The 16,937-nt window shown below is 67.5% G+C and carries 12 protein-coding genes; 4 read left to right on the top strand and 8 right to left on the bottom strand.

Features of this window, described 5'->3' with window-relative positions; translation table 11 throughout:
• The first annotated feature begins 529 nt into the window (after window positions 1-529).
• A complete protein-coding gene (locus ACMZPQ_RS20050; protein ID WP_312646655.1) occupies window positions 530-2,134 on the top strand; it encodes a SulP family inorganic anion transporter in 1,605 nt (534 codons plus the stop codon).
• Between the two features lie 79 nt (window positions 2,135-2,213).
• On the opposite strand, the gene ACMZPQ_RS20045 is transcribed toward ACMZPQ_RS20050, so the two are convergent.
• On the bottom strand, window positions 2,214-2,924 hold the full coding sequence (locus ACMZPQ_RS20045; RefSeq protein WP_197583432.1) for a glutathione S-transferase: 711 nt from the start codon (window positions 2,922-2,924) through the stop codon (window positions 2,214-2,216).
• Window positions 2,925-3,086: 162 nt separating this feature from the next.
• On the opposite strand from ACMZPQ_RS20045, the gene ACMZPQ_RS20040 reads away from it, so the two are divergent.
• A complete protein-coding gene (locus tag ACMZPQ_RS20040; protein WP_197583433.1) occupies window positions 3,087-3,911 on the top strand; it encodes a DUF3014 domain-containing protein in 825 nt (274 codons plus the stop codon).
• 11 nt (window positions 3,912-3,922) lie between these two features.
• On the opposite strand, the gene ACMZPQ_RS20035 is transcribed toward ACMZPQ_RS20040, so the two are convergent.
• The 4 genes from ACMZPQ_RS20035 to ACMZPQ_RS20020 form a co-directional block, all read right to left on the bottom strand.
• Complete coding sequence (locus ACMZPQ_RS20035) at window positions 3,923-5,068, bottom strand: cytochrome-c peroxidase (protein ID WP_414486132.1); 1,146 nt, start codon at window positions 5,066-5,068, stop codon at window positions 3,923-3,925.
• A gap of 13 nt (window positions 5,069-5,081) precedes the next feature.
• Window positions 5,082-7,850 (bottom strand): secretin and TonB N-terminal domain-containing protein, encoded by a 2,769-nt coding sequence (locus ACMZPQ_RS20030; protein WP_197583434.1) that lies wholly within the window; start codon window positions 7,848-7,850, stop codon window positions 5,082-5,084.
• An 88-nt stretch (window positions 7,851-7,938) separates the two neighbouring features.
• The gene (locus ACMZPQ_RS20025; RefSeq protein ID WP_197583435.1) at window positions 7,939-8,910 is read right to left on the bottom strand and encodes a FecR domain-containing protein; all 972 of its coding nucleotides are present in this window, start codon (window positions 8,908-8,910) and stop codon (window positions 7,939-7,941) included.
• 2 nt (window positions 8,911-8,912) lie between these two features.
• Window positions 8,913-9,407, bottom strand: coding sequence for a sigma-70 family RNA polymerase sigma factor (locus ACMZPQ_RS20020; protein WP_197583436.1), 495 nt, complete (start codon window positions 9,405-9,407; stop codon window positions 8,913-8,915).
• Window positions 9,408-9,660: 253 nt separating this feature from the next.
• Between ACMZPQ_RS20020 and clpB the strand changes: the two genes are divergently transcribed.
• Complete coding sequence (gene clpB, locus ACMZPQ_RS20015; protein WP_197583437.1) at window positions 9,661-12,246, top strand: ATP-dependent chaperone ClpB; 2,586 nt, start codon at window positions 9,661-9,663, stop codon at window positions 12,244-12,246.
• Window positions 12,247-12,320: 74 nt separating this feature from the next.
• Here clpB and ACMZPQ_RS20010 read toward each other — a convergent pair whose 3' ends face one another.
• The 3 genes from ACMZPQ_RS20010 to ACMZPQ_RS20000 all read right to left on the bottom strand — a co-directional run bounded on the left by ACMZPQ_RS20010 (window position 12,321) and on the right by ACMZPQ_RS20000 (window position 15,291).
• Window positions 12,321-13,121, bottom strand: a complete 801-nt coding sequence (locus ACMZPQ_RS20010; protein WP_197583438.1) for a MipA/OmpV family protein — start codon at window positions 13,119-13,121, stop codon at window positions 12,321-12,323.
• Window positions 13,122-13,261: 140 nt separating this feature from the next.
• Window positions 13,262-14,557 (bottom strand): ATP-binding protein, encoded by a 1,296-nt coding sequence (locus ACMZPQ_RS20005; RefSeq protein ID WP_197583439.1) that lies wholly within the window; start codon window positions 14,555-14,557, stop codon window positions 13,262-13,264.
• Complete coding sequence (locus ACMZPQ_RS20000) at window positions 14,554-15,291, bottom strand: winged helix-turn-helix domain-containing protein (protein ID WP_197583440.1); 738 nt, start codon at window positions 15,289-15,291, stop codon at window positions 14,554-14,556. Before ACMZPQ_RS20000 ends, ACMZPQ_RS20005 begins: the two co-directional genes overlap by 4 nt.
• Window positions 15,292-15,473: 182 nt before the next feature.
• On the opposite strand from ACMZPQ_RS20000, the gene ACMZPQ_RS19995 reads away from it, so the two are divergent.
• Window positions 15,474-16,760, top strand: a complete 1,287-nt coding sequence (locus ACMZPQ_RS19995; RefSeq protein WP_197583441.1) for an aminotransferase class V-fold PLP-dependent enzyme — start codon at window positions 15,474-15,476, stop codon at window positions 16,758-16,760.
• The last annotated feature ends 177 nt before the right edge of the window (window positions 16,761-16,937 follow it).

The following is a 16,937-nucleotide window of genomic DNA, read 5'->3' as shown; positions in this document are numbered from 1 at the left end:
TCTGGCGGCTGTGCGTTCGGGCGTTTGCGAAGCGGTGCTTCGCAAGCAAAGCGCCCTCACCCATGAAGCTCGGTCGCCGCTTGCTCGTGTGCGCTGTCCTGCGCACACGGCAAGACCAGGGTTGGGCTTCCTGCCCAACCCGCTCGAGGCATGCCTCGGGCCCATGCGGCTCACGCCCCCGCAACCGGACCCACCCCGCCAGTAGATCCACGCCATGCGTGGATGAATTTCCACCGGGATCGAACATCTCGAATTGAATTCGAAAAGCATCCACGCATGGCGTGGATCTACCGACCGTCATCGGGAAACTGTCGGGGGTGGGGCGGTGTGGGTGGGCAGGACCGTTGGCGCCATGGATGCCGCGCCCCGCGACGTCACCTGCCCGGCCGGCCCAGCCGAGGAAATCGCTGTTCGCGCCGCAGCCACGAGGTGCCCCGCCGTTGGCTGGAACCCATCATTCCATGACGGAATTGGCGCGCCGGCCCCGCTGGGCCTACCATCGGCGGTCCCCACCCCCACCGCCCCTTCCATGTCCGCTCCCGCTTCCGCCGCACCGCGTCGCTGGTTCGTCGCCGGCGACTTCAACGGCTTCTTCGGCCTGGTCGTCGACAACCTCTCCATCCTCGGCTTCATCGCCATGGCCCTGGTCGGCATCTTCCAGTTCCCCGCCGACGTAGTGTTCGGCCGCATGTTCCCCGGCACCGCCTTCGGCGTACTGGTCGGCAACCTGCTGTACACCCTGATGGCGCGGCGGCTGGCCGCGCGCACCGGCCGCGACGACGTCACCGCCATGCCGCTGGGCCTGGACGCACCGACCAGCATCGGCATGGCCCTGCTGGTGCTCGGCCCGGCCTTCATCGCCTTCAAGCAGCAGGGCCTGGACCCGCATGCCGCCGGCATCGCCACCTGGCAGCTGGGCATGGCCGCGCTGGTCATCATGGGCGTGCTCAAGTTCGTGCTGTCGTTCTTCGGCGAAGCGGTCACGCGCGCGCTGCCACGTGCCGCGCTGCTGGGCTCCATCGCCGGCATCGCGCTGGTGCTGATGGGCCTGCTGCCGCTGCTGGAAACGCTGCGCTCGCCGCTGGTCGGCTTCACCACGCTGGGCCTGCTGCTGTACGTGCTGATTGCCAAGGGCAAACTGCCGGTGCGCGGACCGGGCGTGCTGCTGGCCTTCGTGTTCGGCACCGTGCTGTATTACGGCCTGGGCCTGGCCGGGCTGGGGGCACCGGGCTTCCACGTCCCCGAGTGGGTGCCGCCGCAGGTGGTGCTGCCGCTGCCGACGCTGGGCTTCCTTGATGGCCTGCCCACCGCGATGACCTACCTGCCGCTGCTGCTGCCGTTCGGCCTGCTGATGGTGGTCGGTGGCATCAATGTCTCCGAAAGCGCGCGTGCGGCCGGTGATGACTACCGCACCCGCGACATCCTGCTGGTGGAAGCGGTGGCCACGCTGGTGGCCGGTGTCTGCGGTGGCGTCGCGCAGACCACGCCGTACATCGGCCAGCCGGCCTACAAGCACATGGGTGCACGCAGCGGCTATACGCTGCTGACCGGCCTGTTCGTGGGCATCGGCGGCATGCTCGGCATCATCTCCGGGCTGGTGCAGTGGCTGCCGCTGGCGGTGCTGGCGCCGATCATCGTGTACGTGGCCATCGACATCACCACCCAGGCCTTCCAGGCCACGCCGCGCCACCATAGCGGTGCGATGGTGTTCGGTTTTCTGCCGTCGGTGGCTTACCTGCTGGCGATCAAGGCCCCGGGCTGGATCGCGCCGGACCAGCTGCCGCAGCTGCTGACCAAACTGGATGGCCACGGCCTGCCGGAACTGGCGGTGATCTTCACCCTCGGCAACGGCTTCATCATCACCTCGATGCTGTGGATCTCGGCAGTGGCGGCGATGGTCGATGGTCGCCTGCGCCGCGCCTGCGGTTTCCTGCTGGTGGCTGCGCTGTTGACCCTGTTCGGGCTGATCCACTCGGTGGACCCGCGCGGGGGCATCTACCTGCCGTGGGACCTGGAAGGGCTGGCGCGCATCATCAGCTGGCAGTTCGCGGGCGCGTATGTGGCGCTGGCGCTGCTGCTGGGGGTGTTGTCGTTGCAGAAGCAGGCGGTGAAGCCACTGGGTGGGGAAGGCTGACCCCATGGTAGTGCCGGCCGCTGGCCGGCATGTTCATGGACCTCGGACGCATCGTGCGCTTGCCGGCCAGCGGCCGGCACTACCGTTCTGCATCCAGCTCCGGGTAGTGGCGGAAGATGCCGTTGGTGTTGAACGGCAAGCGCCGTTCGGAAGCCAGGTAGGCGGCGATGTTCGGCCGCTTCGCCACACGCTCCTGCAGCGCGCGCAGCAGCGGTACGGTGGGCGCCAACGCCTGCATTCGCCGTGGGAACATGTAGTCCAGCCCGCTCAGCAGCTGGAACAGCGACAGGTCCACATAGGAATGCTCGCGCAGGGCATGGCGGCCGCCGTTGGCCGCCAGTACCTGCTCGAAATGGCCGAGGAACTTCGGCAGCCGTTCGCTGCGCAGCGATACCGCACGCGCCTTGGCTTCGGTCTTCTGCTCTTCGTAGTACTTCGACGCGGAGATCGGGTGGTGGGTGTCATGTACCTCGGCCACCAGATCGGCGATGGTCAGCTGCAGCTGCAACGCCTGTATCCGTCGCGACGCCGCCTGCGGTACCAGATCCAGCGTGGGGCCCAGGAAATCGAGGATGGCCGCGACCTGTGCGATCACCTGCCGCCCCGCCTTCAGGAACGGCGGCGCGAAGGGCTGCGCACCCTCCCCGCGGCCATCGAGGAACGGCTGCATCACTGCATCGCCATGTACCCGCGCCATGTCGATGTAGTCGGCGCCGGCATCTTCCAGCGCCAGCCGCACGAACTCGCCACGCCCCTGGATGCCTGTCCAGTAATACAGCGCGTACTGCATGGCAGCGTCTCCACACGGTGAGAACCACAGCCTCGCGCAGAACGTGCAAAGCAGGCGTGAGTGCGCAGCCCAACCCCAACGGCAGCGGAACGCGCGGGGAACCCACCGCAATCAATCCGGTCACACCTTGTCCATGCAGGTGAAAAGACGAGGGACTGCATCATGCAGAGTGGAAAGGCGGTATGGCCCTGGGTGCTGGGCGTGGTGGTGATCGGTGGCGCGGGGGGCTGGTTGTTCCGCGATCAGCTGAAGGGCCTGGCAGACGGTGTGTCGGTGCCGATGCAGTCCCCTCCCGCCAGCAGCGGTGCACCGCCACAACCGAAGGCCGCCACAGCGCCCGCGCCAGCACCGCCTCCGATCAAGCATCCGCTCGATACCGGGGACGCGGCCGACCCGGCGCTGCCGAAGCTGGCTGACAGCGATGGCGCCGCCTGGGGCGCGCTGAGCCAGCTGTTCCAGGGCGAAGGTGCGCTGACCCTGCTGCTGCGCGATCATCTGATCCAGCGCTTGGTGACCCAGGTCGACAATCTCGACAAACCCAGCGTGCCGCCGACCGCACTGGCCGCGCGACCGCTGCCCGGCAGCCTGCAGGTCGAGCCGGGCGAAGGCGGTGAACGCATCGCCGCCAGCAACGCGGCGCGCTATGCGCCCTACGTGCAGGCCTTCACCGCGCTCGACCCGGCGGCAACGGCTGCTGCCTACAAGCGCTTCTATCCGCTGATCCAGCAGGCCTACGTCGATCTTGGCAGGCCCGAGGGCTATTTCAACGATCGCCTTGTGGCCGTGATCGACCATCTGCTGGACACTCCTGAACTGGCCCAGCCACCGGCGGTGCAGCGCGACGAACGCGGCCGCTACCGCTTCGTCGATCCCGCGTTGCAGTCACGCTCGATCGGCCAGAAGGCGCTGCTGCGCATGGACGTGGCGCAGGCGCGGGCGGTCAAGCAGCAGTTGCACGCGATCCGCACCGCCATCACCCGCGGCTGAGTGCGCTGGCCTCACAGGGTCTGCAGGAAGGCTTCGATGTCCTGCAGATCCTGCCTGCCGAGTCCGCGCGGCCGCAGCAGCGGATCAGGCTCAGGGAAGGGCGCGGCGCCTGCCGGGGATGAGGCCGGTGGCCGTGGCCGCGCACCGCCCACGTTATAGAACGCCAGAACCCCGGACAATCTGGGAATCAAGCCGTTGTGCATGTAGGGCGCGGTGCTGGCAACACCGCGCAGCGAGGGCGTGCGGAAGCGCCCGCTGTCGGCAGGATCGCCGGTCACTTCGTAGCGCCCCAGATCCTGCCGCGCGCGGCCGTGGAAATGCAGGCCCAGGTTGTGGAAGCCGTTGTCGGTCAGCGCTGCCCCGCTGTGGCAGTTCATGCAACCGGCCTGCGTGCGGAACAGGTGCAGGCCGCGCAGCTGGGCGTCGTCCAGTGCACGCGTATCGCCGCGCAGGAAACGATCAAAGCGGCTGTTGCGCGGCGACAGGCTGCGCTCGAACGCGGCGATGGCCTGGCCGAGCTGGCTGGCATCGATGCGCGGTTGCGCGAACACCGCGGCGAAGTCTGCGCGATAGGACGCATCGCGGCGCAGGCGACGCACGGCGCCGCGGGCACTGAACCCCATCTCGATGGGATCTGCGATGGGATGCAGCGCCTGCGCTTCCAGCGTGGCCGCGCGTCCATCCCAGAACAGCGGTGCCACGTGCGCGCTGATAGCAACGCTCGGCGCATTGCGGCGACCGGATTGGCGGTCGTGCCCGAACGACACGCGCCGACCGTCGGCCCAGCCCAGGTCCGGGTCGTGGCAGCTGGCACACGCCAGCTGTCGCGATTTCGAAAGAACCGGGTCGAAAAACAGCCGACGGCCCAGCGCCACCTTGGCAGGCGTGGAGGGATTGTCCGGTGGATCGACGGGTGACGGTAGTGGGGCCAGTTCCTTCCATGCCACGCCGGGTTCGACCTCCGGCGCGGGCCAGCCTCCGCTGGGCCCGCCGTACAGCGTGCGCAGGCACGCGCCGTCCGGTCGCGCAGGCAGTGTGCCGGGGCAGGGTGTGTCGCGCGCAGGCGCTGGCCCGCCCGCACCGCCCAGCAACAGGGTGGCGACGGACAGGACCAGGCGCCGGGCAGCGCGCATGCCGGCGGGCGCAACAGCGTTCATCGGCGCGATGCGGTCAGTAGCGGTAGCCCACTTCCAGCCAGAACTGCCGCCCGATGTCATACAGCGGCGCGTTGCCCACGGCGGAGGATGCGCCGTAGACATTGCGCCGGTTCAGTACGTTGGTGATGTCCACATTCGCGTACACCGTTCCTGCCTGGGCGGACAGTTCGCGCTCCCAGCCCAGGCGGACGTTCCAGGTCAGCGACGGGGAGTACTGCCGCTCTTCCCATACCTCGATGCGCTCGCCCTGGTACATCTCGGTCTGCAAGGTCCTGGCGATCCGGCGGTAGCCGGCCGAGTAGGTCAGCATGTTGGTCACGGTCAGGTCCAGCGGTGCAATGCGGGTGATGGTGTTCAAGCGCGCCGTCCACGGACGGGTGTAGTTGTCGGCGGGCTTCTGCTGGTAGCGCATGTAGCGGCCGTCGTAGCGGATCCATGGGTTCAGGTAGAACAGGTCGGCGCTGTCGTCGTAGAACGGTACTGCCTTGCGCACGTCGGTCCAGTCCAGCGAGAACAGTGCCTGGGTATGCGTCGCCCCGGCCGTCCAGCCCCGCAGCGGCTGCGCGGTCAGCGAGTAGATGTTGCTCAGGCCACTGCCCGTGCTGGACCAGGTGCTGTAGTTGCTGGCCAGGGTGGGGTCGTCGGGCGTGATGCCGGTGATGCGCCCGCTCACGTTGATGACCTGGTCGCGCAGGCGGCGATTGACGGCCTTCAGGTTGAAGCGCCAGCCCGCCCAGTCCTGACGCCACGCCAGCATCAGCTCATCGGCATAGCCCACCTTGTCGATGTTGAAGTAGGTGTCATTGCCGGCCTGGGCACCGGTCGTCCACGCCCCGTTGAGGCTGGTACGGCGTTCGTTGTTGTAGCGCAGTTGGTTGACGCCGTCGCGCAGCTTCCAGGTAGCCATGTTGCGGCCGTAGTAGCGGTTGGCACCTGCGGTCAGCAGGGTGCCATCGCGCGGTTCCCAGCTCAGCGCGAAGCGAGGTGCGAGGGTGGTCTGCCCGATGTAGCTGTCGCGCTCGATGCGCAGGCCCGGACGGATCGAGACCGCGCCGTAGCGCATGTCGTCGTCGATGTGTGCGGCGAAGCTCTCCACATCGAAGCCGATGTGACCGGTGGCGTAGCGGGTGCGGCGGGTGAAGTACTGGCCGGGCCACCCCGCCGCCGCTGTCAGGCCCATGTCACAGGCGGTATCGATCTGGCCGGAGTTGAGGGTGCAGGTGGTGGTGCGGGCCGGGACGACGTAGGTGCTGTTCTCGGTCAGGCGACGATAGTCGAACCGCTGCCGGGTCAGCTCCACGCCCGTGGTCAGCTGGTGGATGCCTCCGCCAATGTCGAAGGCGTGGGTCTGTGCCTGCGCACTGTAGGTGAGGCGTCGCTGCCGTTGTTCGATGTCACCGAACTCGCCTTCCAGCGTGGACGCATTGGTGCCCCAGTCCTTGCTGGCCGAGCGCAGCCAGGTGAAGTAGTCATCGCTCTGCGCATCGCGCGACTGCTCGGTGCTGCTCCAGCTCAGGCGCTGGGTGATCGTGCCCCAGTCCGCCTGCCACGTGGCCCCCAGGTTGATCATGCTGCCGCCGCTGTCAATGCGGACGCCGGCGCCGCGGATGTTGGACCGGAACAGCTGGTTCTCCGATGGCGCATGCGTGAAGGACGCATCGACGGTCAGCCGGTCGCTGGCCTCCCAGACCGCCTTCAGCATGGCCTGGTCCGAGCGTTGGCGCTGCACTTCGCGCTCCGAGCCGTAGCTGTCGACCAGGTGGGCGGAATAGAAGTAGGTGGGAATCGTGGAGCGCTTGCGGGTGACGTTGGCCAGCACGCCCAGCGTATCGGTCACCTTGCCTTCCAGCGTGGCGCGCCAGGTTTCCTTGGTGAACTCGGGTTGGCCATCTCCCCACGACGAAGCATTGGCATAGTCCTTTCGCATGCTTTCATCCAGCAGGTAGCGGGTCCAGGACGAGCGCGTGGTCTGGTAGGACACGCTGCCGGAGAAGGTGTCCTTCGGCTTGCGGACATTGGCCTCGATGACGCCACCACTGAAACCGCCGTAGGCCGCCGGAACGTTGCTGTCCAGCACGGTCAGGTCGGCCAGCAGGTCGGTGTCCAGCGCGAAGGCCTGGCTGTTGCCCGGGGCAGTCGCCAGGCGGTAGGGCGATGGATCGCCACCGGGATCGATGTCGTTGTTGAAGTTCATGCCGTCAACCACGAAGGCATTCTGGTAGAACGGCGCACCGTTGATGCTGACATTGGCCGGCGCGATATCGCCCGGGGTGAAGCCGCTCAACTGGGCGTTGTCGAACTGGACGGCGGGATTGATCCTCAACAGGCGACCGATGTCACCGTTGCCGGTGGTCTGGGCATGTATGTAGTCCTCGTCCAGGCGCAGGCCTTCGGCATAGCGGAACGGCTGGACTTCACCGCTCACGCGCAGCGGCTGGGTCTTTCGCGCTGCTGACGCCGGTACAACGTTGTCCGCCGCCTGCAGCGTGTAGCTGCCGTCTGCGCCAGGCTGGATGCGCAGGCCGGTACCGGCCAGCAGGCGTGCAAAGCCCTGTTCGGTACTGAAGGTACCCGACAGGGCCGGTGCCGTGCGTCCGGCGGCCAGCGCCGGGTCGAACGACAGGGCGATGCCACGCTGGGCGGCGAAGCTGCTCAAGGCCAGGCCGAGCGGGCTGGCGGCCTGTTCGGTAGCGGCTACGGCCTGCAGCGAAGCCGTCTGCGCAAACACCGGCGTGGTCGCCAGGGCAATGGCCAGCAGGCTCAGCCGGAAGGATCGGGTCATGGAGGGCATGGAGGGCACGCAAGGAAGGGATTCACTTCCTCTGCCACCCAGGCGCGGAAAAAGTGTCACTGCGGGCGATGCGGGCCGGTCACCGTGACGTTCCTGCGCGCAGCCGCGTCCACAGTCCCCCCGGTCCGCGCTGTATCTCCAGCCCGTGGATGGCTGCCAGCATGGCGACGCTGCGGTCCGGGTCATCCACAGGGAACGCGCCGGACACCCGCTGCGATGCGATCGCATCGTCACACGCCAGCCAGCCGGTTTGATAGCGGCCCAGCTGTTCCAGCACGCGGCGCAGGGGCTGGGCATCGACCACCAGCATGCCGTGGCGCCAAGCGTCGACGCCCGCTGCGATGGCCTGCGTGGGCGCGAAGGCATCCGCACGGAAGCCTACCTGCGTTCCAGCCTCGACGACACGTTGCTGCCCCGTCGCGGCCAGTACGATCCGTACTGCCCCTTCCAGCACCGCCAACCGGGTGGTCGCGTCGGCATGCTGCACGTTGAAGCGCGTGCCCAGGGCCTGCATGCGTCCTGCGGGACTGGCGAGCACGAAGGGACGCGCCGGTTGCCGGGGATCGGCCGCGGTCTCCACCAGGACCTGGCCATGCCGCAGCCGCAGCAGGCGTTGCTGGCTGTCGAAGGCGATATCCACGGCGGTATCGGTGTCCAGGTGCAACACGCTGCCGTCGTCCAGCACGTGGCGCAGGCGCTCGCCCACGGCGGTGCGCACGCTGGCATCCCAGGCCGCAGCGTCGTACAGGCGCCAGGCCAGCCAACCACCCAGCGGGGCGACCAGCAATGCGGCGACACCGCGAAGCAGCGCACGACGGCCCGGCGAGGCTGGGCGCTGCAGTGCGCCGTGGGCGAGGGCAGGGGGCACCTGGCCACTCAGCGCCAGCAGGCGTTCCGCGCGCTGCCAGGCGCGCGCATGTTCGGGGTGGGCATCGTGCCAGCGTTGCCACTGCGCGCGCTGCGCCGCGCTGTCGTCCTCGTGCAGGCGCATCAGCCAGTCGGCGGCCTCTTCCAGCACGCGCGGTCGCAGCGCCGATTCGGCCGTCGTCATGTTCAGCAGGTGTGCGCCAGGCAGCCCATCAGCGCCCGCTTCATATGCCGCTTCACCGTCGACAGTGACAGCCCCAGCTGTTCGCTGATGGCCTCATAGCGCAGCCCATCGAACTGCGCCAGCAGGAAGACGCGGCGTGCCATCGCGGGCAGGCCGTCGAGCATCGCGTCGATCTGCTGCAGGGCCTCTCGCATCACGGCCTGGTCTTCCAGTGAGGGCAGCGCGGGTTCCGGAACCTGCGCCAGGTACTCCAGATAGGCGCGCTCCAGTGCCTGGCGACGGAACCAGTTGGCGGCCAGCCCGCGCGCGACCGTGGTCAGGAACGCACGCGGCTCACGCAGTGCGGCCAGATCACGCCCGTGCAGCAGCCGCGCGAAGGTGTCCTGGGTGAGGTCATCGGCCACATCGCGATTGCCCACGCGGCCGCTCAGCCAGCCCTGCAGCCAGGCCCGGTGATCGCGGTACAGCACGCCCAGTTGTTCGTGGTGGGGAGGCATGGAGGGAGACGCGCGGCCTTGATCGAAATGAGAATGATTCGCAAGTATCGCATCCGCGATGCGCGGATTCCAGTGCCCGACGCGCACTGGCTTGCGCAGGATCAACGCGGCGGCAACATGCGGTGCGGCATGCTGGCCGCGGGCTGACTGGCCTCCAGGTGCAGTCGCAGTCACCCTTGAAACCGGGTGGGGCAACCGCATCTTTCCAGCATCGCCGGCACGGGCCGGCCCTGATCACCGATGAGGATTCGCAATGCGGATGGACAAGCTCACTTCGCGTTTCCAGCAGGCGCTGGCAGACGCACAGTCGCTGGCCGTGGGCCGCGACAACAGCATCATCGAACCGGTTCACCTGTTCAACGCGCTGCTCGATCAGCAGGGCGGCAGCACGCGTCCGTTGCTGGCCCAGGCTGGCGTGAACGTGCCGGTTCTGCGCGAGCGCCTGACCGAGGCGCTGGATGCCTTGCCCAAGGTGTCCGGCCAGGCCGGCAACGTCTCGCTGGGCAACGACCTGGGGCGCCTGCTGAACCAGACCGACAAGCTGGCCCAGCAGCACGGTGATGCCTTTATCGCCAGCGAGTGGTTCGTGCTGGCCGCGCTGGAAGATGGCGGTACGCTGGGCATGGCGCTGCGCGCCGCCGGCGCCGACAAGACCCGCCTGCAGACTGCCATCGACAAGCTGCGTGGCGGCGAGAACGTGCAGTCGGAAAATGCGGAGGAACAGCGGCAGGCGCTGGAGAAGTACACCATCGACCTGACCGCGCGCGCCGAGAGCGGCAAGCTCGATCCGGTGATCGGCCGCGATGAAGAGATCCGTCGCACCATCCAGGTGCTGCAGCGCCGGACCAAGAACAACCCGGTGCTGATCGGCGAACCCGGCGTGGGCAAGACCGCGATCGTCGAAGGGCTGGCACAGCGCATCATCAACGACGAAGTGCCCGAGGGCCTGCGCGGCAAGCGCGTGCTGTCACTGGACATGGGCGCGTTGATCGCCGGCGCCAAGTTCCGCGGCGAGTTCGAGGAACGCCTGAAGGGCGTGCTCAACGACTTGGCCAAGAGCGAGGGACAGATCATCCTGTTCATCGACGAGCTGCACACCATGGTCGGCGCCGGCAAGGCCGATGGCGCGATGGACGCTGGCAACATGCTGAAGCCGGCGCTGGCACGCGGCGAACTGCATTGCGTGGGTGCCACCACGCTGGATGAGTACCGCAAGTACATCGAGAAGGATGCCGCGCTGGAGCGCCGCTTCCAGAAGGTGTTCGTGGGTGAGCCGTCGGTGGAAGACACCATCGCCATCCTGCGTGGGCTGAAGGAGAAGTACGCGGTCCACCACGGCGTGGAGATCACCGACCCGGCCATCGTCGCCGCTGCGACGCTGTCCAACCGCTACATCACCGACCGCCAGTTGCCGGACAAGGCCATCGACCTGATGGACGAGGCCGCCTCGCGCCTGCGCATGGAAATCGACTCCAAGCCGGAAGAACTGGACCGCCTGGAACGCCGGGTGATCCAGCTGAAGATCCAGCGCGAAATGCTGAAGAAGGAAAAGGACGAAGCCTCGCGGCAGCGCCTGGCCGATCTGGAAAACGACATCGATGCGATGGAGCGCGAGTTCTCCGACCTCAATGAAATCTGGAAGTCGGAGAAGGCCGCGCTGCAGGGTGCAACCAAGATCAAGGAGCAGGTCGAGCAGGCCAAGCTGGAGCTGGAATCGGCACAGCGCCGCCAGGATTTCGCCAGGATGAGCGAGATCCAGTACGGCCTGCTGCCGCAGCTGGAAAAGCAGCTGGCCGCTGCCCAGGAAGCCGAACACAAGGACTTCAAGCTGGTGCAGGACCGGGTCACCGACGAGGAAATCGCCGAGGTCGTGTCGCGCTGGACCGGCATTCCGGTCAACAAGATGCTTGAAGGCGAGCGCGACAAGCTGCTGCGCATGGAAGAGGTGCTGCACAACCGCGTGGTCGGCCAGGAGGAAGCGATCAAGGTCGTCTCCGACGCTGTGCGGCGTTCGCGTGCGGGCCTGTCCGATCCGAACCGCCCGGCCGGCTCGTTCCTGTTCCTGGGCCCGACCGGCGTGGGCAAGACCGAGCTGTGCAAGTCGCTGGCCGAGTTCCTGTTCGACAGCGCCGACGCGATGATCCGCATCGACATGAGCGAGTTCATGGAGAAGCACAGCGTCGCCCGCCTGATCGGTGCCCCTCCGGGCTACGTCGGTTACGAAGAGGGTGGTTACCTGACCGAAGCGGTGCGCCGCCGTCCGTATTCGCTGATCCTGCTGGACGAAGTGGAGAAGGCGCATCCGGATGTGTTCAACATCCTGCTGCAGGTGCTGGACGATGGCCGCCTGACCGATGGCCAGGGCCGCACCGTGGACTTCCGCAACACCGTCATCGTGATGACCTCGAACCTGGGCTCGCACCAGATCCAGGACATGAGTGCCGATGACAGCCCGGAGGCCTACACGCAGATGAAGGCGGCGGTGATGGGCGTGGTGCAGGCGCACTTCCGCCCGGAATTCATCAACCGCCTGGACGACATCGTGGTGTTCCACCCGCTGGACAAGCAGCAGATCAAGCAGATCGCGCGCATCCAGATGCGTGGCCTGGAAAAGCGCCTGGCCGAGCGTGGGCTGAAGCTGATGGTGTCCGATGCAGCCTTCGACCTGCTTGGCAACGTCGGGTTCGATCCGGTGTATGGCGCACGCCCGTTGAAGCGCGCGATCCAGGCACAGCTGGAAAATCCATTGGCGCAGAAGATCCTGGCCGGTGCTTTCGTCAACGGCGACGTCATCGAAGTCGGCAACGATGGCGGGCATCTGGTGTTCGCCAAGGCATGACGCACAGCGGGGCGCTGCCGGAGTGCAGTGCCCCGTTTCCCGCCGATAGCGCCGGGGCAATGCCCGGCGTCCCTTCAGAAGCGATGGGTGTATCCGCTCATCAGGCCGAACTGATTCGGCTTCTGCACGATCGGGCTGTCGGCCGCATCGCCGAGCAGGCGCGTGCCTTCGGCCGACAGGTACCAGCTACCGTTGCGGCCCACGCGGTGGCTCCACTTCAGGCCGACGCCGGCACTGACCAGGCCGGCCTTCGGCGCGTGCTGGGCGAAGCCGGTACGCGCAGCCTGCGCCGGGCTGACGCCGTACCAGGTCTGCACGTAGCCACGGTTGCCGTAGACGGTCGAGACACTGCCGCTGACCACGCCGCCGGCCAGGTCGAACAGCGGCATCATCAGGCTCAGGTGCATCTGCTGCGTGGCCAGGCCGTTGTCGCCCTTGTCTTCATCCTTGCGGGTGAACTGCCAGGTGCCACTCAGCACCGCTTCGCCCAGCGTATATCCAGCCGAGATGCCGACCAGGGGACGGGTATCGATATCGCCCATGCCGCGCAGGAAGTCCGAACCACCGAGCAGCGAATCCTTGTCCTTGCGGATGCCGCTGGCACCGACGTAGGCCCGCACGCGGGTGTGCTCGCCGAGGGTGGTGCCCCAGCCAATGCCACTGGTGCCCAGAAACCAGCCCCCTGGCGCGGTGACATCGAAGGACAGCGAAGGCGTTGCACGATACTCCTCGCTGCCGCTGTAGCGCGGCGTCACGCCGCCACCGGCGGCGACTTCGAAGGTCCAGTGGTCATCCTTGGCATGGGCGATCGGCGCTACGAACAGCGGCAGCAGGGCCAGGCAGAGCAGGGTGGGGGTACGGTGACGCTGGGACATGGGCACTCTCGACAAAGGGAGGAATGCAGCACGCGCATCCGGCGTGTGCTGCAGGGTCGCCAGCGTGGCGATACGCCGGCGACCGATCCGTCCGCAGTTGTGCGGGAGTTGTAATCAACTGTAATCGCGCCCTCGGGCGTTCAGCTGGCAGCCAGCGGCCAGTGCATTTCCAGGCGCGCGCCGCCCAGTGTTGCGCGGCGGATGCGCAGTTCGCCGCCGTGACGCAGCGCGACGCGGTGGACGATGGCCAGGCCCAGGCCGAAGCCACCCGTATCACGGCTGCGGCTGTCATCCAGGCGGGTGAACGGACGCATCACCCTCTCCCGATCGGCCTCGGCGATACCCGGGCCGTCGTCGTCCACGCGCAGGCAGGCACGGCCGTCGACGCCGACCAGCGAGACCTCTACCTGTGAACGGGCGTGGCGCAGCGCGTTGCCGACCAGGTTGCTCAACGCCAACTGCAGCAGGCGTGGCTCGGCATCCACCCGCGGCAGCGCGCTGGGCTTTACGCGCAGTACCAGGCCATCACGTTCGGCATCGCGGCGCGCATCGGCCATGCACGCCTGCAGCCAATCGTCGGCCTCGATCCGCTGCAGCGGTTCGGCTTCAATGGGGTGTTCCAGCCGCTCGTAGGCCAGCAGTTCGCTGACCAGCCGGTTGAGCTCGGCGAGGTCGCCGTGCAGCCCCTGCGCCAGGCGCGCGCGACGCGCGGGATCATCGCTGTCCCGCATCAGGTCCAGGCCGAAGGCCACACGTGCGATCGGCGTGCGCAGTTCGTGCGAGATCGCATGGGTCAGGTCGCGCTGGCGCTGCACCAGTTCGGCCACGCGCGCCGCCATGCGGTTGGAATGCTCGACGATGACCCGGATCTGCGAGCGTGGCGAAACCTGCGCGCGCGCCTGCAGGTCGCCGGCGCCGATGCGGTCGGCATGCACGCGCAGTGCATCCAGGTCGCGCCACAGCACGCGTGACCACGCGTACAGGCACAGCCCGAACAGCGCCAGCATCACCGAGTATGCGACCAGCGTCAGGTACAGCGAGGTGGACGGTTCGCCGGGCAGGTGCAGCTGCAGCCACCGACCGTCCGGGTGTGCAGGCTCCAACGGCGCCCAGACGATCTCGAATTTCTGCCGGGCGATCATCCCGTTGCGTTGCAGCTGTTGCCTTTCTTCCGGGGTGATCGGTGGCGGCGTGGCCAGCAGCGTCAGCGCGATGCCGTAATGCGGCTGCCACTGCGCCAACTGGTGCCGCTGGGCAGCCTCATCCTTGCCCTGCAGCCCCTGGCGCAGCGCATACAGTTGTCCGCGTACCTGTTCGGCGAAGATCCGTTGCTGGGTGGGTAGATAGATGCGGTCGAAGACCAGGTTGATCAGCAGCAGGGTGATCAGGAAACTCGCGCCGACCAGCAGCCACAGGCGCAGGAACAGCCGCTTCACGCTGACCAGGCCGAGGGATTGAACTGGTAGCCGCGGCCCCACACGGTCTTGATCCGCCGGGGTTCGCGCGCATCATCGCCGAGCTTGCGGCGCAGCTTGCCGATGCTGACGTCGACGCTGCGATCCAGGCCATCGAAATCGATGCCGCGCACCGCCTGCAGGATATGGTCGCGCGACAGGATCTGCCCCGGCTGGCTGGCCAGCAGCCACAGGATCTCGAATTCGGTCGTACCCAGCTCCACCGGCCGCCCGTGCAGATGCACCTCACGTTGCATGCGGTCGATCAGCAGTTCGCCATGCATCAACCGGCAGGGCGTGCCGGTCGCGCTGTTGCCATGGCGGCGGCGCAGCAGGGCACGCAGGCGGGCCAGCAGCAGGCGCGGTTCGATTGGCTTGTGCACATAGTCGTCGGCGCCCGATTCCAGGCCCAGCACCTGCTCGATGTCGTCTTCGCAGGCGGTCAGCATCAGGATCGGCACATCGGAGAAGCTGCGGATCTGCCGGCACACATCGATGCCACCGAGGCCGGGCAGCATCAGGTCCAGCACCACCAGCTCCGGCGCATGCTGGCGGCAGGCCGCTCCGGCGAGGTCGCCACGCGCCACGTGCTGCACGGCGAAACCATGTTCGTGGAGGTAGTCGCTGACCAGTTCGGCCAGGCGGCGGTCGTCCTCCACCAGCAGGACCGGCGTAGGCGTGCCGCTGGCGGCGGGTGTCCAGGGGGATGGCTGCATGCGCGTGGGGCCTCCGTGCCCGGGCAGGAGCGCCCGGCGGCGAAGCCTAGCAACGGGCCATGACGGCTGCCTGAATCGCGGCCAACCTGATAACCGGTGGTACGGACGTCATCGCCAGCGGCTTTCAGCAGGCGGCCCGGGTTGGCCTATGTTGGCGGCTTCCCCGGATGGAGCCTGGTGTAATGAGCGACCCGCAGTGGCAATTGGAAACCCTGGCCGTGCACGGCGGCTACCGTCCCGACCCCACCACCCGCGCGGTGGCGGTGCCGATCTATCAGACCGTGGCCTATGCCTTCGATGACACGCAACATGGCGCCGACCTGTTCGACCTGAAGGTGCCGGGCAACATCTATACGCGCATCATGAACCCCACCACCGACGTGCTGGAGCAGCGCCTGGCGGCGCTGGAAGGCGGCATCGGCGCGCTGGCACTGGCTTCAGGGCAGGCCGCCATCACCTACGCCATCCAGACCATCGCCGAGGCCGGTGACAACATCGTTGCGTCCAGCGCGCTGTATGGCGGCAGCCTCAACCTGCTGGCGCACACGCTGCCGCAATACGGTATCCAGGCGCGTTTCGCCGACCCCGCCGATCCGGCTGCGTTCGCCGGCCTGATCGACGAACGCACCAAGGCGGTGTTCGTCGAATCGATCGGCAACCCGCGTGGCAACGTCACCGACATCGCCGCGATCGCCGAGGTCGCGCATGCCGCCGGCGTGCCACTGATCGTTGACAACACCGTAGCCACGCCCTTCCTGCTGCGCCCGTTCGAGCATGGCGCCGACATCGTGGTGCATTCGCTGACCAAGTACCTGGGTGGTCACGGCAACAGTCTGGGCGGTGCGATCGTCGACTCCGGCCGTTTCGACTGGGCGGCGCAGCCCCAGCGCTTCGCCCGCCTCAACCAGCCCGACCCCAGCTACCACGGCGTGGTCTACACCGAAGCCCTGGGGCCGGCGGCCTACATTGGCCGCGCACGCGTGGTGCCGCTGCGCAACACCGGCGCAGCGTTGTCGCCGTTCAACGCGTTCCTCATCCTGCAGGGCATCGAGACTCTGGCCCTGCGCATGGAACGCATCAACGCCAACGCACTGGCTGTCGCACAGTTCCTGAAGTCGCACGCCAAGGTGGCCTGGGTGCGCTACGCCGGGCTGGCCGACGACCCCGAGCATGCTGCTGCGCAGCGCTATCTGCGCGGGCACGGCTCGGGCGTGCTGACCTTCGGCCTGCCGGGCGGCCGCGAAGCCGGCGCGCGTTTCCTCGATGCACTGAAGCTGTTCACCCGCCTGGTCAACCTGGGAGACGCGAAGTCGCTGGCCACCCATCCCGCCTCGACCACCCATCGTCAGCTGGATGCGGCCGAGCTGGCCCAGGCCGGCGTCAGCGAGGACACCGTGCGGCTGTCGATCGGCATCGAACATATCGGTGACCTGCACGCGGACCTGGAGCAGGCCCTGGCCCGCGCCTGATAGCCGCACGCTTGGTCGTCATCGCCACAGGCGATCACCACCGGCCGCGCGATGCGCTACGGTGGAACTGCCTCTCCAAGGCGTGGCAACGTGGCGTTACCCATCCCCGGTCGATGCGGGTCGACCGGGGATTTTTTGTTTCCGGGGTCAGATCCGTTTTCCTGCGGAAAACGGATC

The sequence above is a fragment of the Stenotrophomonas maltophilia genome (assembly GCF_047497515.2).
Taxonomy (GTDB): domain Bacteria; phylum Pseudomonadota; class Gammaproteobacteria; order Xanthomonadales; family Xanthomonadaceae; genus Stenotrophomonas.
The sequence above is the reverse complement of the archived record's forward strand: the minus strand, read 5'-3'. Positions and strand labels throughout refer to the sequence as shown.

What these genes read in the sequence shown, in the direction of transcription:
- ACMZPQ_RS20050 (WP_312646655.1), top strand. Translation starts at nt 530, where the DNA reads ATGTCCGCTCCCGCTTCCGCCGCACCGCGTCGCTGGTTCGTCGCCGGC.
- ACMZPQ_RS20045 (WP_197583432.1), bottom strand. Translation starts at nt 2,924, where the DNA reads ATGCAGTACGCGCTGTATTACTGGACAGGCATCCAGGGGCGTGGCGAG.
- ACMZPQ_RS20040 (WP_197583433.1), top strand. Translation starts at nt 3,087, where the DNA reads ATGCAGAGTGGAAAGGCGGTATGGCCCTGGGTGCTGGGCGTGGTGGTG.
- ACMZPQ_RS20035 (WP_414486132.1), bottom strand. Translation starts at nt 5,068, where the DNA reads ATGAACGCTGTTGCGCCCGCCGGCATGCGCGCTGCCCGGCGCCTGGTC.
- ACMZPQ_RS20030 (WP_197583434.1), bottom strand. Translation starts at nt 7,850, where the DNA reads ATGACCCGATCCTTCCGGCTGAGCCTGCTGGCCATTGCCCTGGCGACC.
- ACMZPQ_RS20025 (WP_197583435.1), bottom strand. Translation starts at nt 8,910, where the DNA reads ATGACGACGGCCGAATCGGCGCTGCGACCGCGCGTGCTGGAAGAGGCC.
- ACMZPQ_RS20020 (WP_197583436.1), bottom strand. Translation starts at nt 9,407, where the DNA reads ATGCCTCCCCACCACGAACAACTGGGCGTGCTGTACCGCGATCACCGG.
- clpB (WP_197583437.1), top strand. Translation starts at nt 9,661, where the DNA reads ATGCGGATGGACAAGCTCACTTCGCGTTTCCAGCAGGCGCTGGCAGAC.
- ACMZPQ_RS20010 (WP_197583438.1), bottom strand. Translation starts at nt 13,121, where the DNA reads ATGTCCCAGCGTCACCGTACCCCCACCCTGCTCTGCCTGGCCCTGCTG.
- ACMZPQ_RS20000 (WP_197583440.1), bottom strand. Translation starts at nt 15,291, where the DNA reads ATGCAGCCATCCCCCTGGACACCCGCCGCCAGCGGCACGCCTACGCCG.
- ACMZPQ_RS19995 (WP_197583441.1), top strand. Translation starts at nt 15,474, where the DNA reads ATGAGCGACCCGCAGTGGCAATTGGAAACCCTGGCCGTGCACGGCGGC.